We start from the raw sequence: 15566 nt of genomic DNA on the forward strand, positions 1-15566 counted from the left end.
AAGCGTGGAACCATCACGCGCGCAAGAAAAAATTCATGGCTTCCTGGCCGTGAATATAAGCACGTTTCGCCAGAAGGTGACCCAAAGCCTACCAGCGAATGCATGTACAACCGGAAAGCTGTGGACGCCTGGATATCAGCGCAAAAAGCAACCAATCAATAAAATTGGTGATTATCCCATATGAAAATTGTAATATCTCAACGCTCCTGGACGTCAGGAGGGATCGATGAGTAAAGTTTCTTATCCAACTGGCGTTGAAAATCATGGCGGAAGTCTTCGCATATGGTTCAACTATAAAGGTAAACGAGTCAGGGAAAATCTTGGTATCCCTGATACTGCCAGAAACAGAAAAGTGGCATGCGATCTGCGTACTTCTGTCTGTTTCTCCATCAGAATGGGGAGTTTTGACTATGTTGCACAGTTTCCAAACTCTCCAAATCTGAAGCTTTTTGGTCTTGGGAAAAAGGATATTACGGTGAAAGAACTTGCCGTGAAATGGCTAGAGCTGAAAAAGATGGAGATAACTGCAAACACCATGGGGCGCTATCAATCAGTGATAAAAAACTGTCTGCAACTTCTTGGCGGAAGAAAACTGGCGGCATCAGTAACTCAGGAAAATGCTCTCGTTTTTCGCAAAGAATTGCTGACAGGATATCACCTTTCAAAGAAGAATCAGATAATGCCTATACAAGGTCGTAGTGTTCCTACGGTAAATACTTACATGACTGTTATTTCAGGAATGTTTCAATTTGCTGTGAATAATGGATACATTGTCAAAAATCCATTTGAAGGACTTCCTTCTTTGAAAAAAGCAAAAGTTGAACCCGATCCGTTATCCCGCGAGGAGTTCAACAGATTGATAGAAGCATGCTACCACCAGCAAACAAAAAACTTCTGGTCACTGGCTGTTTATACTGGCATGCGACATGGTGAATTATGCGGGCTTGCATGGGAGGATATCGATCTCAGAGCAGGAACGCTGACTGTCAGAAGAAACTATACCCAGATGAAGGAGTTTAATCTGCCAAAAACAGATGCAGGGACAGACAGAGTTATCCAGCTCACTCAGCCTGCTATTAATGTGCTGAGAAACCAGGCTGAATTAACGCGACTCGGTCAGCCACAGCAGATTGAAGTAAAGCTGCGGGAGTATGGCCGGGCAAGCACTCACTCATGCAGCTTTGTTTTCAATCCACAAATAACAGACTGCACTAAACGATCTGGTTTTCACTATGCCGTAAGTTCCATCAACAGAACATGGGAATCTGCAATTAAACGCGCCGGGATCCGACACCGTAAAGCATATCAGTCAAGACATACCTATGCCTGCTGGTCGCTGGCTGCGGGAGCAAACCCAAACTTCATTGCAAATCAGATGGGTCATGCAAATGCTCAGATGGTATACAATGTTTATGGTGCGTGGATGAGTGATAATAATCAGTCTCAGATAACATTACTGAATCAAAATTTGTGTGAAAATGTCCCATCAGTGCCCCATAAGCTCAGAAAAATATAAACATTAATATAGTTATCAAAGCTTTATACCACAGGTGCAAATACATGAACAATATGAACGTAATTATTGCCGATGACCATCCGATTGTACTGTTCGGTATTCGCAAATCACTTGAACAAATCGAGTGGGTGAATGTTGTTGGCGAATTTGAAGACTCCACTGCACTGATCAATAACCTGCCTAAACTGGACGCGCACGTTCTGATCACCGACCTCTCCATGCCTGGAGACAAGTACGGTGATGGCATTACGTTGATCAAATACATCAAACGCCACTTCCCTGGCCTGTCCATTATTGTTCTGACCATGAACAACAACCCGGCTATCCTTAGCGCCGTGCTGGATCTGGATATCGAAGGTATCGTCCTGAAACAGGGTGCGCCGACCGACTTGCCGAAAGCACTGGCGGCACTGCAAAAAGGAAAAAAATTCACCCCGGAAAGCGTTTCCCGCCTGCTGGAAAAAATCAGCGCCGGTGGTTACGGCGACAAGCGCCTGTCTCCAAAAGAGAGCGAAGTCCTGCGCCTGTTTGCTGAAGGTTTCCTGGTGACCGAAATCGCCAAGAAGCTTAACCGCAGCATCAAAACCATCAGTAGCCAGAAAAAATCGGCGATGATGAAGCTGGGGGTGGAAAACGATATTGCTCTGCTGAACTACCTCTCCTCCGTCACGCTGACGCCTGCGGATAAAGAGTAAAATTCATCTCTCAGGTCCCCCCGGCAGATTACGGTTGCCGGGGGCCTCTTACGACTCCCTCGCCTTTCTGACTCGCGCGGCATACACTGCCAGCGTTTGTCTTAACACATCCAGCACCACCGGTTTTGACAGGCAGCTGTCCATTCCCGACTCGATGCAACGCTGTTTTTCTTCCGCCAGCGCGTTTGCTGTGACGCCCACCACTGGCAGCGTCAGTCCCAGTTGCCGAATGCGTTGCGTGAGGCGATAGCCGTCCATGTTCGGCATGTTGACGTCACTCAGGACGATATCAATATGGTTCTTGCTGAGTACATTCAGCGCGTCGACGCCGTCATTCGCCGTTTTACATTGATAGCCAAGCGTGCTCAGTTGGTCGGCCAGCAGGCGTCGGTTAATCGGGTGGTCGTCCACCACGAGGATCATCATGTCATCATTGACCGCAGCGGTTTCCATGGCGGGCAGCGTTGTCGTGGCGTCCGTACTTTCCACCGCAATGCGATAAATACGGCCAAGCAGCGCAATCAGTTCGTGCGGTGACGCTACGCTTTGCAGCCAGACACCTTGCGAACGCTCCAGCGGAATACCAATATGGCGACGGCAGAAAATGACCACCGCTCTGCCAGGCCATGGCTGTTCGGGCTCGTCGTCAGTGATCAGTACATCGTCCGCATCCGGCTGCTGACCTTCGTAACGGCTCACTGTCAGCCCGCGATGGGTCAGCAGCGACGCCAGATACTGGTACAGCGACGCGTTACGCACCGCCAGCCAGCAATGTTTATGCTCCAGACCGTCCGGCGCCAGTGCTGGTAGATTCTGCACGCCATACAGCGGAATGCGGACCGTAAACTGGCTGCCCATGCCCGGCTCAGTATCTACAGAGATATCGCCGTCCATCATGCTGATCAGCTTCTCACAGATTGCCAGCCCCAGCCCGGTACCCTGGAAATTGCGCTGCACGCCGGTACCCACCTGGAAGAAGGGATCAAACAGCCGTACCACCTCTTTCGCCGGGATCCCCACGCCGGTATCGCGCACGCTGATGCTCAGGTAATCTCCCACGCAGCGCACGTGCAGAATAATGCAGCCCACATCGGTGAACTTGATGGCATTACTCAGCAGGTTGGAGATGACCTGTTGCAAACGCATCGGATCGCCTGACATCTGCTGCGGCACATCCGGCTCAATAAAGCAGTACATTCCGAGCTGTTTACGCACCACCAGCGGCAGATAGTTGGCGGTGATATGGTTCATGACTTCGCGCGGGGAAAACTCCCGTGGCTCGATTTTCAGCTGCTCAGACTCAATTTTCGAGAAATCGAGGATATCGCTGATGATTTTCAGCAGCAGGCTGGAGGAGTTGTTCATCGCCGTGACCAGACGCCCCACCCCTTTCGGTAGCTCTTTGGTTTGCAACAGGTCAAGGTTGCCGATAATCCCGTACAGCGGCGTACGCAACTCGTGACTGACCGTCGCCAGGAACATTGATTTTGACTGGCTGGCCTGCTCTGCTGCCTGCGCCATCTCCTGCAGCGACTCTTCCATTTTGACGCGCGAGCTGACATCGACCAGCACGCAGATCGCTACGTTCTCATTGCGATAGCGTGAATGCACAAAACTGATTTGCAGGTTGGTGTTATTGCTGGTGAGTACATCAACAAAGTTAACCTGCTGACCGCAGATGATTTGCGTCAGGCGTTGTCGATCCTCATGCGTGAGCATGTTGAGGTAATTATGTGCCAGTTCGTTACTGAGAATATTGGTGCCATCCTGGGTGCGCAGGATACAGATCCCCACCGGCGCTGAAGCGACGATTTTACGGTTAAACTGCTCGTGCTCTTCCAGTCGCTGGGCATCGTTTTCCGCCGGAATAAAAATACGGCGTTCATACATTCGCGCCAGCGTAAACAGTCCGATCCCCACCAGCACGTTCAGCAGAACGGCGTTGAGGATCAGCATCCGGATGCGCTCAAGTACCTGATCTACCGGCACGGAGTAGACAACACTCAGTGATGACGGCGGAAGGCTCTTTTTCAACACCAGTTCACGGAAACCGGACGTATAGCCAAACCACGAGCGCTCCTGCATCCAGCGCGGATCCACTTTGAGTTTATTTTCAGGGCCGGTGAGTGAGATCAGCGATTCACCGCTTTCATCCAGTAACGTCACGCCCATCGGCAGGCTACCTGGCGTGAAGAAGTTCTCCATGCGAATGCTCTGCTCTGTACCAAGCAGCGCCTGCAGACGGTTGGCCAGATAGACCGGGGTGAGCGCATAAAAGTAGCCGACGCCCGGACGCGGGCCCTGACTCACCCAGAACAGGTTGTTGCCCCGCTCATCCTGCGGTGCATTGCGATACTGCACAATGCGCTCATGTAGCGTCTTCAGCACCCGATCCCGCTCCACAGGCATATCGCGCAGGCCGAAATTCGCCATACAGAGGTTATCGCTGCCGATCAGGAACACGCGGTTGAGATCGTAAGCCGACGAGAAGTTGTCGCGCCAGTAGCGCATAAACCACGCCAGCGATTCCAGTGATCCGCGCCAGGTATTGCCTGTCGCGGCGCAGTCAGAATCTGAAAACAGCGGCTCAAATTCGGGGATATCGAGCTCCTGCCCGTTGGTACGTGACAACAGCCCTGTATTGTTGCCGGTCAGGCGGTTCTCGGCGATATATTTCAGCTGCTTCATGACGTCTGCGGTGCGCTGGATGTAGCGCTGCGCCTGATCGGAGTTAAGGTTAAATTCCTGTCTGATTTCGGATTCTTTGCTATGCAGCGCGTTGACGATATAAAACACCGACACAAGGGCAATCAGCAGCCAGAGCAGCAAGGCCAGCGCCCGAAAGAGGTAGCGGGAAACTTTCAAAGTGGTGCGAAAAGAGACAAGGTATTTCAACGTTTGGCCGTGTGCATGCAGAAAGATGTGCTTAAGGTAGCGGCAAAACGGACGTCCCGCAACGTCGAAACATAAAGGGCCGGTATCAACCGGCCCTTTCACTGCATTTTACAGACGATTACTCATCGGCATCGTCTGCAACATCGTCATCAGTATCTGCTTCTGGTGCGATTTCATCATCACCTTCCGCCACACTGCCGTCGATGGAATCCAGCTCTTCGTCATCAACCGGTTCAGCAACACGCTGCAGACCCACCACGTTTTCATCTTCCGCGGTACGGATGAGAATAACGCCCTGGGTGTTACGGCCAACGATGCTGATCTCAGACACGCGAGTACGTACCAGCGTACCGGCATCGGTGATCATCATGATCTGGTCACAGTCATCTACCTGTACCGCGCCAACTACGGAGCCGTTGCGTTCAGTCACTTTGATAGAGATAACGCCCTGCGTCCCACGAGACTTGGTCGGGTATTCTGTTTCAGCGGTACGTTTACCGTAGCCGTTTTGCGTCACGGTCAGAATAGCACCCTCGCCCCGCGGCACGATCAGGGAGACGACTTTATCTTCACCTGCCAGTTTAATGCCGCGAACGCCAGTGGCGGTACGACCCATCGCACGCACTGCATCCTCTTTGAAGCGCACCACTTTACCGGCAGCAGAGAACAGCATCACGTTGTCAGAACCGGAGGTCAGATCAACGCCAATCAGCTCGTCGCCATCGTTAAGGTTAACGGCGATGATGCCCGCAGAACGCGGACGGCTGAATTCGGTCAGCGCGGTTTTCTTCACGGTACCGCTGGCAGTCGCCATAAAGACGTTAACGCCCTCTTCATACTCACGAACCGGCAGGATAGCGGTGATACGCTCATTCGCTTCCAGCGGCAGCAGGTTGACGATCGGACGGCCACGAGCGCCACGGCTCGCTTCCGGCAACTGATAGACTTTCATCCAGTAGAGACGACCGCGGCTGGAGAAGCAGAGGATCGTATCGTGGGTGTTGGCCACCAGCAGGCGGTCGATAAAGTCTTCTTCTTTAATACGGGCAGCAGATTTCCCTTTACCACCACGACGCTGCGCTTCGTAATCCGTCAGCGGCTGATACTTCACATAGCCCTGATGCGACAGAGTGACAACAACGTCTTCCTGGTTGATCAGATCTTCGATGTTGATATCGGCGCTGTTGGCGGTGATTTCGGTGCGGCGTTCATCGCCGAACTGATCGCGGACCAGCTCCAGCTCTTCACGGATCACTTCCATCAGACGATCAGCGCTGCCAAGGATATGCAGCAGTTCAGCGATCTGCTCCAGCAACTCTTTGTACTCGTCGAGCAGTTTTTCATGCTCAAGGCCGGTCAGTTTCTGCAGGCGCAGATCCAGAATCGCCTGGGCCTGCTGTTCGGTCAGGTAGTACTGACCGTCACGCACGCCAAACTCAGGTTCCAGCCACTCGGGGCGCGCCGCATCATCACCAGCACGTTCCAGCATGGCCGCCACGTTGCCCAGATCCCACGGACGTGCAACCAACCCGGCTTTCGCTTCCGCTGGCGTCGGCGCGTGGCGGATAAGCTCGATGATCGGGTCGATGTTCGCCAGCGCGACAGCTAACGCTTCGAGGATATGCGCACGGTCGCGGGCTTTACGCAGTTCGAAAATGGTACGACGGGTCACCACTTCACGGCGGTGACGGACAAACGCTTCGAGGATCTCTTTCAGGTTCATGATCTTCGGTTGACCATGGTGCAATGCTACCATGTTGATACCGAAAGAGACCTGAAGCTGCGTCTGAGAGTAGAGGTTGTTCAGCACCACCTCACCGACCGCATCGCGTTTGACTTCGATGACGATGCGCATACCGTCTTTATCAGACTCGTCGCGCAGCGCGCTGATGCCTTCCACGCGTTTGTCTTTCACCAGCTCGGCAATTTTTTCGATCAGGCGCGCTTTGTTCACCTGATACGGAATTTCGTGAACGATGATCGTTTCGCGGCCGGATTTGGCGTCAGTTTCGACTTCCGCACGGGCGCGAATGTAGATTTTGCCACGACCTGTACGATAGGCCTCTTCAATACCACGACGACCATTGATAATGGCGGCAGTCGGGAAATCCGGCCCCGGAATATGTTCCATCAGCCCTTCAATGCTGATGTTTTCATCTTCGATGTACGCCAGGCAGCCGTTGATCACTTCCGTCAGGTTATGTGGTGGAATGTTAGTGGCCATCCCAACGGCGATACCGGAAGAACCGTTCACCAGCAGGTTAGGGATTTTAGTGGGCATGACGTCCGGAATTTGTTCCGTGCCGTCATAGTTATCCACAAAATCGACTGTCTCTTTATCGAGATCAGCCATTAGCTCATGGGCAATTTTCGCCAGACGGATTTCCGTGTAACGCATTGCCGCCGCAGAGTCGCCGTCGATGGAACCGAAGTTACCCTGACCATCCACCAGCATGTAACGCAGCGAAAACGGCTGCGCCATACGAACAATGGTGTCATATACCGCGGAATCACCGTGGGGATGGTATTTACCGATGACGTCACCCACGACACGGGCAGACTTTTTGTAGGCTTTATTCCAGTCATTGCCCAATACGTTCATGGCGTAAAGCACGCGACGGTGTACCGGCTTAAGACCATCTCGGACATCCGGCAGCGCACGGCCAACAATCACCGACATCGCATAATCCAGGTAGGAGCTCTTCAGCTCTTCCTCGATGTTAACCGGTGTAATTTCTCTCGCAAGGTCGCTCATCTAACCGCTTTCCCTCTACTGTATCCCGGATTCAAAGGTCGCAAATTATAACACACCCGCAGGGTTATAAACCAATTTGCTTTACTAACCTGATATACTTCATCGTCTTTAAATTACGGAGTAAAAGCGCCCATGAATGCCGAAAAACCTCAGGCGGCTCACAACGTTGACCATGAAGAGATTGCAAAATTCGAAGCGGTGGCGTCCCGCTGGTGGGATCTCGACGGAGAGTTTAAGCCCCTGCATCGTATCAACCCACTGCGTCTGGGCTATATTGCAGAGCGTTCCGGCGGCCTGTTCGGCAAGAAAATTCTTGATGTCGGCTGCGGCGGCGGGATCCTGGCGGAGAGTATGGCGCGCGAAGGCGCTATCACCACCGGGCTGGATATGGGCTTCGAACCGTTGCAGGTCGCGCGTCTGCATGCGCTGGAAACAGGCATTGATGTCGAGTACGTTCAGGAAACCGTCGAAGAGCATGCGGTAAAACACGCGCGACAGTATGACGTAGTCACCTGTATGGAAATGCTCGAACACGTCCCCGACCCGCAATCCGTGGTACGCGCCTGCGCGCAGCTGGTAAAACCGGGCGGTCATGTTTTTTTCTCTACCATTAATCGTAACGGTAAAGCGTGGTTAATGGCTGTGGTGGCGGCAGAGTATGTGATGGGCATGGTGCCTAAAGGTACGCACGATGCGAAGAAATTTATCAAACCGGCGGAGTTGTTACACTGGGTGGATCAGACCTCGCTGAAAGAGCAGCACATCACCGGTCTGCATTACAATCCTCTGACCAATACTTTTAAGTTAGCGCCTGGCGTGGATGTTAACTATATGTTGCATACCACAGCGAAATTCGACTAAAGATATCAGTTTTTCTTATAAAACTTGCGCAGTTTCGCCTGCGCAAGTTTCTCGTCTCGTTGAAGAAATCAGCACTTGATCAAATTTTCATTTTTTTTTGCAGAATATTGACATCACCGCCAACCCTTATGTGGCGAGGACTTAGCGATTATTACCCTTTCGCAACCTCAATTTAACCTCAAAATCAACTCTTGTACTGAAAAGAATCCTTACTAGAATACTCACCATATAGCGTTTAATTATTCAAAGAACCCCTATATGTAGTATTTATCCACAGAGTTAGTCACAAAGGCCATCTGTGGATAAACCGGGGATACTATTCATTTCAGACAGGTAGGAACCACATGAATCAGAGTCTGCTGGTGACAAAGCGTGATGGTAGTACTGAACGCATCAATCTCGATAAAATCCATCGGGTACTGGATTGGGCAGCAGAGGGACTGAATAACGTCTCGATTTCTCAGGTTGAACTGCGTTCCCATATCCAGTTTTATGACGGCATAAAAACCGCCGATATTCATGAAACCATCATCAAAGCCGCTGCAGACCTGATCTCCCGCGACGCACCAGATTATCAATACCTGGCGGCGCGACTGGCAATTTTCCATCTGCGCAAAAAAGCTTACGGCCAGTTTGAACCACCTGCGCTGTACGACCACGTCGTGAAGATGGTTGAGCTCGGCAAATATGACCATCATCTGCTGGAAGACTACTCCGTGGAAGAGTTCCAGCAGATGGACGGTTTTATTGATCACTGGCGTGATATGAACTTCTCTTACGCGGCGGTTAAGCAACTGGAAGGGAAATACCTGGTACAGAACCGCGTTACTGGCGAAATCTACGAAAGCGCGCAGTTCCTGTATATTCTGGTGGCCGCCTGCCTGTTCTCGAACTACCCGCGTGAAACGCGTCTGGACTACGTGAAGCGTTTTTATGACGCGGTGTCCACCTTTAAAATTTCGTTGCCGACGCCGATCATGTCCGGCGTGCGTACCCCGACCCGTCAGTTCAGCTCTTGCGTGCTGATCGAGTGCGGTGACAGTCTGGATTCCATCAACGCCACCTCCAGCGCGATTGTGAAATACGTTTCCCAGCGCGCCGGTATCGGCATTAACGCCGGACGCATCCGTGCGCTCGGTAGCCCGATCCGCGGCGGTGAAGCGTTCCATACCGGTTGTATTCCGTTCTATAAGCACTTCCAGACGGCAGTGAAATCCTGCTCGCAGGGTGGTGTGCGCGGCGGTGCGGCTACCCTCTTCTACCCGATGTGGCATCTGGAAGTGGAAAGCCTGCTGGTGCTGAAAAACAACCGTGGCGTGGAAGGCAACCGCGTCCGTCACATGGACTACGGCGTACAGATCAACAAACTGATGTATACCCGTCTGCTGAAAGGGGATGAGATTACGCTGTTCAGTCCGTCCGACGTCCCTGGCCTGTATGACGCCTTTTTCGCCGATCAGGACGAGTTCGAGCGCCTGTACACGCAATACGAGAAAGACGACAGCATTCGCAAGCAGCGCGTGAAAGCGGTTGACCTGTTCTCGCTGATGATGCAGGAACGCGCTTCCACCGGCCGTATCTACATTCAGAACGTTGACCACTGCAACACCCACAGCCCGTTCGACCCGGTCGTTGCGCCGGTGCGCCAGTCCAACCTGTGTCTGGAAATCGCCCTGCCGACCAAACCGCTTGAAGATGTAAATGACGAAAGCGGTGAAATTGCGCTGTGTACGCTCTCTGCCTTTAACCTCGGTGCGATTCAGAATCTGGACGAGCTGGAGGAGCTGGCGGTTCTCGCCGTCCGCGCGCTGGATGCCCTGCTCGACTATCAGGATTACCCGATCCCGGCGGCGAAACGTGGCGCGATGGGTCGCCGTACGCTCGGCATTGGCGTGATCAACTTTGCTTACTGGCTGGCGAAAAACGGCAAACGTTATTCCGACGGCAGCGCCAACAACCTGACGCACAAAACATTCGAAGCGATCCAGTATTATCTGCTGAAAGCCTCTAATGAACTGGCTATCGAGCAAGGTGCCTGCCCGTGGTTCAACGAAACCACTTACTCGCAGGGCATTCTGCCGATCGACACCTATAAGAAAGACCTGGATGCGATCACTAACGAGCCGCTGCATTACGACTGGGAAGCCCTGCGTGAGTCCATCAAAACCCACGGCCTGCGTAACTCTACGCTTTCTGCCCTGATGCCGTCTGAAACGTCATCGCAGATCTCTAATGCCACCAACGGGATTGAGCCGCCGCGCGGTCATGTCAGCATCAAAGCGTCAAAAGACGGCATTCTGCGCCAGGTAGTGCCAGATTATGAGCATCTGAAAAACAACTACGAGCTGTTGTGGGAAATGCCGAATAACGACGGTTACCTGCAATTGGTCGGTATCATGCAGAAGTTCATCGATCAGTCGATCTCTGCCAATACCAACTATGACCCGACACGTTTCCCGTCAGGAAAAGTGCCAATGCAGCAGTTGCTGAAAGACTTGCTCACCGCCTATAAATTTGGCGTGAAAACTCTGTACTATCAGAACACCCGCGACGGTGCGGAAGATGCACAGGACGATCTGGCACCCTCCATTCAGGATGATGGTTGCGAAAGCGGCGCATGTAAGATTTAAGCATTTTGCCGGGTGGCGCTTTGCTTACCCGGCCTACGGTTTTGCAGGCCCGGCAAACGCAGTGACGCCGGGCAATAAAACCTTAACAGGACTCACTTCAATGGCATATACCACTTTTTCACAGACGAAAAATGATCAGCTTAAAGAGCCGATGTTCTTTGGTCAGCCGGTTAACGTGGCTCGCTACGATCAGCAAAAATATGACATTTTCGAAAAGCTGATTGAAAAGCAGCTCTCCTTCTTCTGGCGTCCGGAAGAGGTTGACGTCTCACGTGACCGTATCGACTATCAGGCGCTGCCGGAACACGAAAAACATATTTTCATCAGCAACCTGAAGTACCAGACGTTGCTCGACTCCATTCAGGGCCGCAGCCCGAACGTGGCGTTGTTACCGCTGATCTCCATCCCGGAACTTGAAACCTGGGTGGAAACCTGGGCATTTTCGGAAACGATCCACTCCCGCTCTTACACCCATATTATTCGCAATATCGTTAACGATCCGGCGATTGTGTTTGACGATATCGTCACCAACGAGCAGATCAAAAAACGCGCCGAGGGCATCTCCTGCTACTACGATGATCTGATCGAGCTGACCAGCTACTGGCATCTGCTGGGTGAAGGCACGCACACCGTCAACGGCAAAACCGTGACCGTGAATCTGCGTGAGCTGAAGAAAAAGCTCTATCTGTGTCTGATGAGCGTTAACGCGCTGGAAGCGATCCGTTTTTACGTCAGCTTCGCCTGCTCCTTCGCTTTCGCCGAGCGTGAACTGATGGAAGGCAACGCCAAGATTATCCGCCTCATCGCCCGCGACGAAGCGCTGCACCTGACCGGCACACAGCACATGCTGAATCTGCTGCGCTCCGGTGCGGATGACCCGGAAATGGCGCAGATTGCCGAGGAGTGCAAAGAAGAGAGCTATAAGCTGTTCGTGGAAGCGGCGCAGCAGGAGAAAGAGTGGGCAGATTATCTGTTCCGTGACGGTTCCATGATCGGCCTGAACAAAGATATCCTGTGCCAGTACGTTGAGTACATCACCAATATTCGTATGCAGGCTGTAGGGCTGGATCTGCCTTTCCAGACGCGTTCTAACCCGATTCCGTGGATCAACACCTGGCTGGTGTCTGATAACGTACAGGTGGCGCCGCAGGAAGTGGAAGTCAGCTCTTATCTGGTCGGTCAGATTGACTCTGAAGTCGATACTGACGATCTGAGCAGCTTCCAGCTCTGATGAGCCGTATTACCCTGAGCCGGTCCGGTACCCAACTGGTGTGCCAGGACGAGCATCCTTCACTGCTGGCGACGCTGGAGTCGCACCGGGTTGCGGTGGAGTATCAGTGCCGAGAAGGTTACTGTGGCTCCTGTCGCTGTCGTCTGGTCGCCGGGCAAGTAGACTGGCTCACCGAGCCGCTGGCGCTTATCAACGAAGGGGAAATTTTGCCCTGTTGCTGCCGGGCGAAAGGCGATATCGAAATCGAGATGTAAAAAAGGGTCCTTGTGGACCCTTTTCTCATTATGGTTTTTTATTCAGAAATTGTACTGCTTTGTCCGGGAAGTCGGTAAAGACGCCATCGACCTTCGCCTGATTGTACAGCACGTCATACAGCTGGTTGACATCGGTGGTGTACTCCGGCAACTGGTCTGCCCGTACGGTATACGGGTGGACCTGCATCTTGCTGGCGTGCGCCTCTTTTGCCATCTCCGTCAGTTTCACATTCCCCGCCGTTGACCCTTCCGCCACCAGCATGTGGTAGTCCGGACCAATGCCGTCAGCATATTTTGCAATCTGCGCCATTGCGCCTGGTTTAAACATCCAGTCGTAGCTGTAGTTGATCCATTTGCCGTCCGGCTGTTTCTGCTGCGTTTCATTCCAGTCGGTATAGGCGATGAGCTGCACCAGATTCAGGTTCATGCCCATCTTCGGCTCAAGCTCATTTTTGATGCGCTTGAGTTCGTCGGCATCAAAAGACTGCAGATAGACTTTGTCGTTCTTGCTGGTGTACCCGTACTTTTTCAGTACTTCCAGCGTGGTGGAGGCGATGTCCTTACCTTCCTGATGATGGAACCATGGCGCTTTGATTTCCGGGTAGATACCGATATTCTTGCCAGTCGAGTGGTTCAGGCCCTGAACAAACTCAATTTCCTCTTCAAAGGTATGAACACGGAAATCGGATTTCCCCATCGGGAAACGACCCGGAAAAACCTGCACTTTCTTGCCGTTCACGAGATCAAACCCTTCGGTAAACTTCAGCGATTTGATTTCGTCCAGCGTAAAGTCGATCGCGTAATAACGCCCGTCCTTACGGGCGCGATTCGGAAAACGTTCGGCAACATCAGTCACACGGTCGAGGTAATGATCATGCAGCACCACCAGCCGGTTATCTTTGGTCATCACCAGATCCTGCTCGAGGTAATCCGCCCCCTGCGCATATGCCATCGCTTTCGCGGGTAGCGTATGTTCTGGCAGATACCCGCTGGCGCCACGGTGGGCGATGACTATCGTCTCCGCCGCCACTGCGGTGAAGCTGCTGACCGCACCGGCCAACAACAGGCCGATAGTCAGTGAATTACGAGTGAATTTCATTTGAATCTCCTTATTCGCCGCGTTTCGCCAACAGTTCCTGATGGTGACGTTTTTCGCCAAACATAACGATGACTAACAGCAATACCGCCAGAATGCTGCCGCCGATCATGACATAGAAGCCCGCATCCCAGCCGAAGAAGTCAACGGTATAGCCCACGATAGCGCTTGCCGCGACCGACCCGCCAAGATAACCGAACAACCCGGTGAAACCAGCTGCTGTCCCTGCGGCTTTTTTCGGTGCCAGTTCAAGCGCATGAAGACCAATCAGCATAACCGGACCATAAATCAGGAAGCCGATGACAATCATACACACCATATCGACGGTCGGATTGCCCGCCGGGTTCATCCAGTAAACGATAGTCGCAATCGTCACCAGCGTCATGAAGAACACGCCAGTTGCGCCACGGTTACCTCTGAACACTTTGTCCGACATCCAGCCGCAAATCAGCGTGCCAGGGATCCCGGCATATTCATAGAGGAAGTAAGCCCAGGACGATTTATCCAGCGCAAAATGCTTCACCTCTTTCAGATAGGTCGGTGACCAGTCGAGAATGCCGTAGCGCAACAGATAAACGAACACGTTGGCAATCGCGATGTACCACAGCAGCTTGTTCGGCAGAACGTATTGCATGAAGATCTGCTTCGCGGTCAGCTCTTCTTCGTGCTTCTCGCTGTAGTCGTCCGGGTAGTCGTTTTTATACTCTTCAATCGGCGGTAAACCGCAGGATTGTGGGGTATCACGCATCATCGCGAAAGCGAAGAGTGCCACGATGATTGCGCCAAAGGCAGGCATATACAACGCCGCATGCCAGTCGTTAAACCACGCCATCCCGAGCAGGAACAGTAACGGCGGGATCCCGCCACCGACGTTATGCGCGCAGTTCCACACCGACACGATACCGCCGCGCTCCTTCTGCGACCACCAGTGCACCATGGTACGACCGCACGGCGGCCAGCCCATGCCCTGGAACCATCCGCAGAGGAACAGCAGAACAAACATGATCATGATGCTTGAGGTGGCCCAGGGTACAAAGCCCATTACCAGCATCACGGCCGCAGCCAGAATCAGCCCCGCTGGCAGGAAAATGCGCGGATTCGAACGGTCAGACACCGACCCCATGATGAATTTCGAAAATCCGTAAGCGATGGAGATCCCGGACAGCGCAAAGCCGAGATCGCCGCGAGAAAAACCCTGTTCGACAAGATAAGGCATTGCCAGAGCAAAGTTCTTACGAACCAGGTAATACGCGGCATAGCCGAAGAAAATCCCCAGAAAAATTTGCCAGCGCAAGCGACGATAAAGCGGATCAACCTGCGCTTCAGGCACGCGCGCTTTATGCGGTGCGGGTTTAAAAATGCTCAACATGATAGCCTCCGTGGCCCTTTTTGCTTGTGATAATAACCCCATGAAAAGCAAGTAAATTCAGGAGGTTAAAATTTATAGCCGCGATGGTAAGAGATTTGGCTTAGCGTTACTGTGAAACATCGCACAAATTGTTACAGATTTATGACGAAAGGTTCCATTATGAGCACGGAATCACGTTTCATTTTCGTTTATTGCTCGAATGTGCTCGAAATCAAACAATGCACACTTTTTTTGTGGCTAAATGAAAATCAGGAAAATCATGAG

General features: G+C 52.4%; 11 protein-coding genes. 7 read left to right on the plus strand and 4 right to left on the minus strand.

Annotation, left to right across the window (positions count from 1 at the left end):
* The 3 genes from xisR to rcsB all read left to right on the plus strand — a co-directional run.
* Positions 1-162 (plus strand): excisionase family protein (xisR, locus tag GTGU_RS10555; protein WP_072011957.1); only part of this gene is annotated, 162 nt, incomplete at its 5' end.
* A gap of 64 nt (positions 163-226) precedes the next feature.
* On the plus strand, positions 227-1516 hold the full coding sequence (locus tag GTGU_RS10560) for a tyrosine-type recombinase/integrase (protein ID WP_038156551.1): 1290 nt from the start codon (positions 227-229) through the stop codon (positions 1514-1516).
* A 44-nt stretch (positions 1517-1560) separates the two neighbouring features.
* The gene (rcsB, locus tag GTGU_RS10565; protein WP_038156553.1) at positions 1561-2211 is read left to right on the plus strand and encodes a response regulator transcription factor RcsB; all 651 of its coding nucleotides are present in this window, start codon (positions 1561-1563) and stop codon (positions 2209-2211) included.
* A gap of 48 nt (positions 2212-2259) precedes the next feature.
* Here the strand turns inward: rcsB and rcsC are convergent, their stop codons facing one another.
* Complete coding sequence (gene rcsC / locus GTGU_RS10570; RefSeq protein WP_038156697.1) at positions 2260-5106, minus strand: two-component system sensor histidine kinase RcsC; 2847 nt, start codon at positions 5104-5106, stop codon at positions 2260-2262.
* 118 nt (positions 5107-5224) lie between these two features.
* Positions 5225-7861 carry a DNA topoisomerase (ATP-hydrolyzing) subunit A gene (gene gyrA, locus GTGU_RS10575; RefSeq protein WP_038156556.1) on the minus strand — a complete coding sequence of 879 codons (2637 nt, stop codon included), beginning with the start codon at positions 7859-7861 and terminating at the stop codon, positions 5225-5227.
* A gap of 132 nt (positions 7862-7993) precedes the next feature.
* Here gyrA and ubiG point away from each other — a divergent pair, with 132 nt between their 5' ends.
* From ubiG to yfaE, 4 genes are all read left to right on the plus strand, one after another.
* Positions 7994-8722, plus strand: a complete 729-nt coding sequence (ubiG, locus tag GTGU_RS10580; protein ID WP_038156558.1) for a bifunctional 2-polyprenyl-6-hydroxyphenol methylase/3-demethylubiquinol 3-O-methyltransferase UbiG — start codon at positions 7994-7996, stop codon at positions 8720-8722.
* A 344-nt stretch (positions 8723-9066) separates the two neighbouring features.
* The gene (gene nrdA, locus GTGU_RS10585; RefSeq protein WP_038156560.1) at positions 9067-11352 is read left to right on the plus strand and encodes a class 1a ribonucleoside-diphosphate reductase subunit alpha; all 2286 of its coding nucleotides are present in this window, start codon (positions 9067-9069) and stop codon (positions 11350-11352) included.
* Between the two features lie 100 nt (positions 11353-11452).
* Entirely contained in the window at positions 11453-12583 is a 1131-nt protein-coding gene (gene nrdB, locus GTGU_RS10590) for a class Ia ribonucleoside-diphosphate reductase subunit beta (RefSeq protein ID WP_038156699.1), read from the plus strand.
* A complete protein-coding gene (gene yfaE, locus GTGU_RS10595; RefSeq protein WP_038156563.1) occupies positions 12583-12837 on the plus strand; it encodes a class I ribonucleotide reductase maintenance protein YfaE in 255 nt (84 codons plus the stop codon). The genes nrdB and yfaE overlap by 1 nt, the downstream gene beginning before the upstream one ends.
* A gap of 28 nt (positions 12838-12865) precedes the next feature.
* Here yfaE and glpQ read toward each other — a convergent pair whose 3' ends face one another.
* Together glpQ and glpT are read right to left on the minus strand one after the other, a co-directional pair.
* Positions 12866-13936 carry a glycerophosphodiester phosphodiesterase gene (gene glpQ / locus GTGU_RS10600; RefSeq protein ID WP_038156564.1) on the minus strand — a complete coding sequence of 357 codons (1071 nt, stop codon included), beginning with the start codon at positions 13934-13936 and terminating at the stop codon, positions 12866-12868.
* A 10-nt stretch (positions 13937-13946) separates the two neighbouring features.
* Positions 13947-15302 (minus strand): glycerol-3-phosphate transporter, encoded by a 1356-nt coding sequence (glpT, locus tag GTGU_RS10605; protein ID WP_038156566.1) that lies wholly within the window; start codon positions 15300-15302, stop codon positions 13947-13949.
* Positions 15303-15566: the final 264 nt, after the last annotated feature.

The sequence above is a fragment of the Trabulsiella guamensis ATCC 49490 genome (assembly GCF_000734965.1).
In the GTDB taxonomy this organism is placed as follows: Bacteria; Pseudomonadota; Gammaproteobacteria; order Enterobacterales; family Enterobacteriaceae; genus Trabulsiella; species Trabulsiella guamensis.

What these genes read in the sequence shown, in the direction of transcription:
- GTGU_RS10560 (WP_038156551.1), top strand. Translation starts at nt 227, where the DNA reads ATGAGTAAAGTTTCTTATCCAACTGGCGTTGAAAATCATGGCGGAAGT.
- rcsB (WP_038156553.1), top strand. Translation starts at nt 1,561, where the DNA reads ATGAACAATATGAACGTAATTATTGCCGATGACCATCCGATTGTACTG.
- gyrA (WP_038156556.1), bottom strand. Translation starts at nt 7,861, where the DNA reads ATGAGCGACCTTGCGAGAGAAATTACACCGGTTAACATCGAGGAAGAG.
- ubiG (WP_038156558.1), top strand. Translation starts at nt 7,994, where the DNA reads ATGAATGCCGAAAAACCTCAGGCGGCTCACAACGTTGACCATGAAGAG.
- nrdA (WP_038156560.1), top strand. Translation starts at nt 9,067, where the DNA reads ATGAATCAGAGTCTGCTGGTGACAAAGCGTGATGGTAGTACTGAACGC.
- nrdB (WP_038156699.1), top strand. Translation starts at nt 11,453, where the DNA reads ATGGCATATACCACTTTTTCACAGACGAAAAATGATCAGCTTAAAGAG.
- yfaE (WP_038156563.1), top strand. Translation starts at nt 12,583, where the DNA reads ATGAGCCGTATTACCCTGAGCCGGTCCGGTACCCAACTGGTGTGCCAG.
- glpQ (WP_038156564.1), bottom strand. Translation starts at nt 13,936, where the DNA reads ATGAAATTCACTCGTAATTCACTGACTATCGGCCTGTTGTTGGCCGGT.
- glpT (WP_038156566.1), bottom strand. Translation starts at nt 15,302, where the DNA reads ATGTTGAGCATTTTTAAACCCGCACCGCATAAAGCGCGCGTGCCTGAA.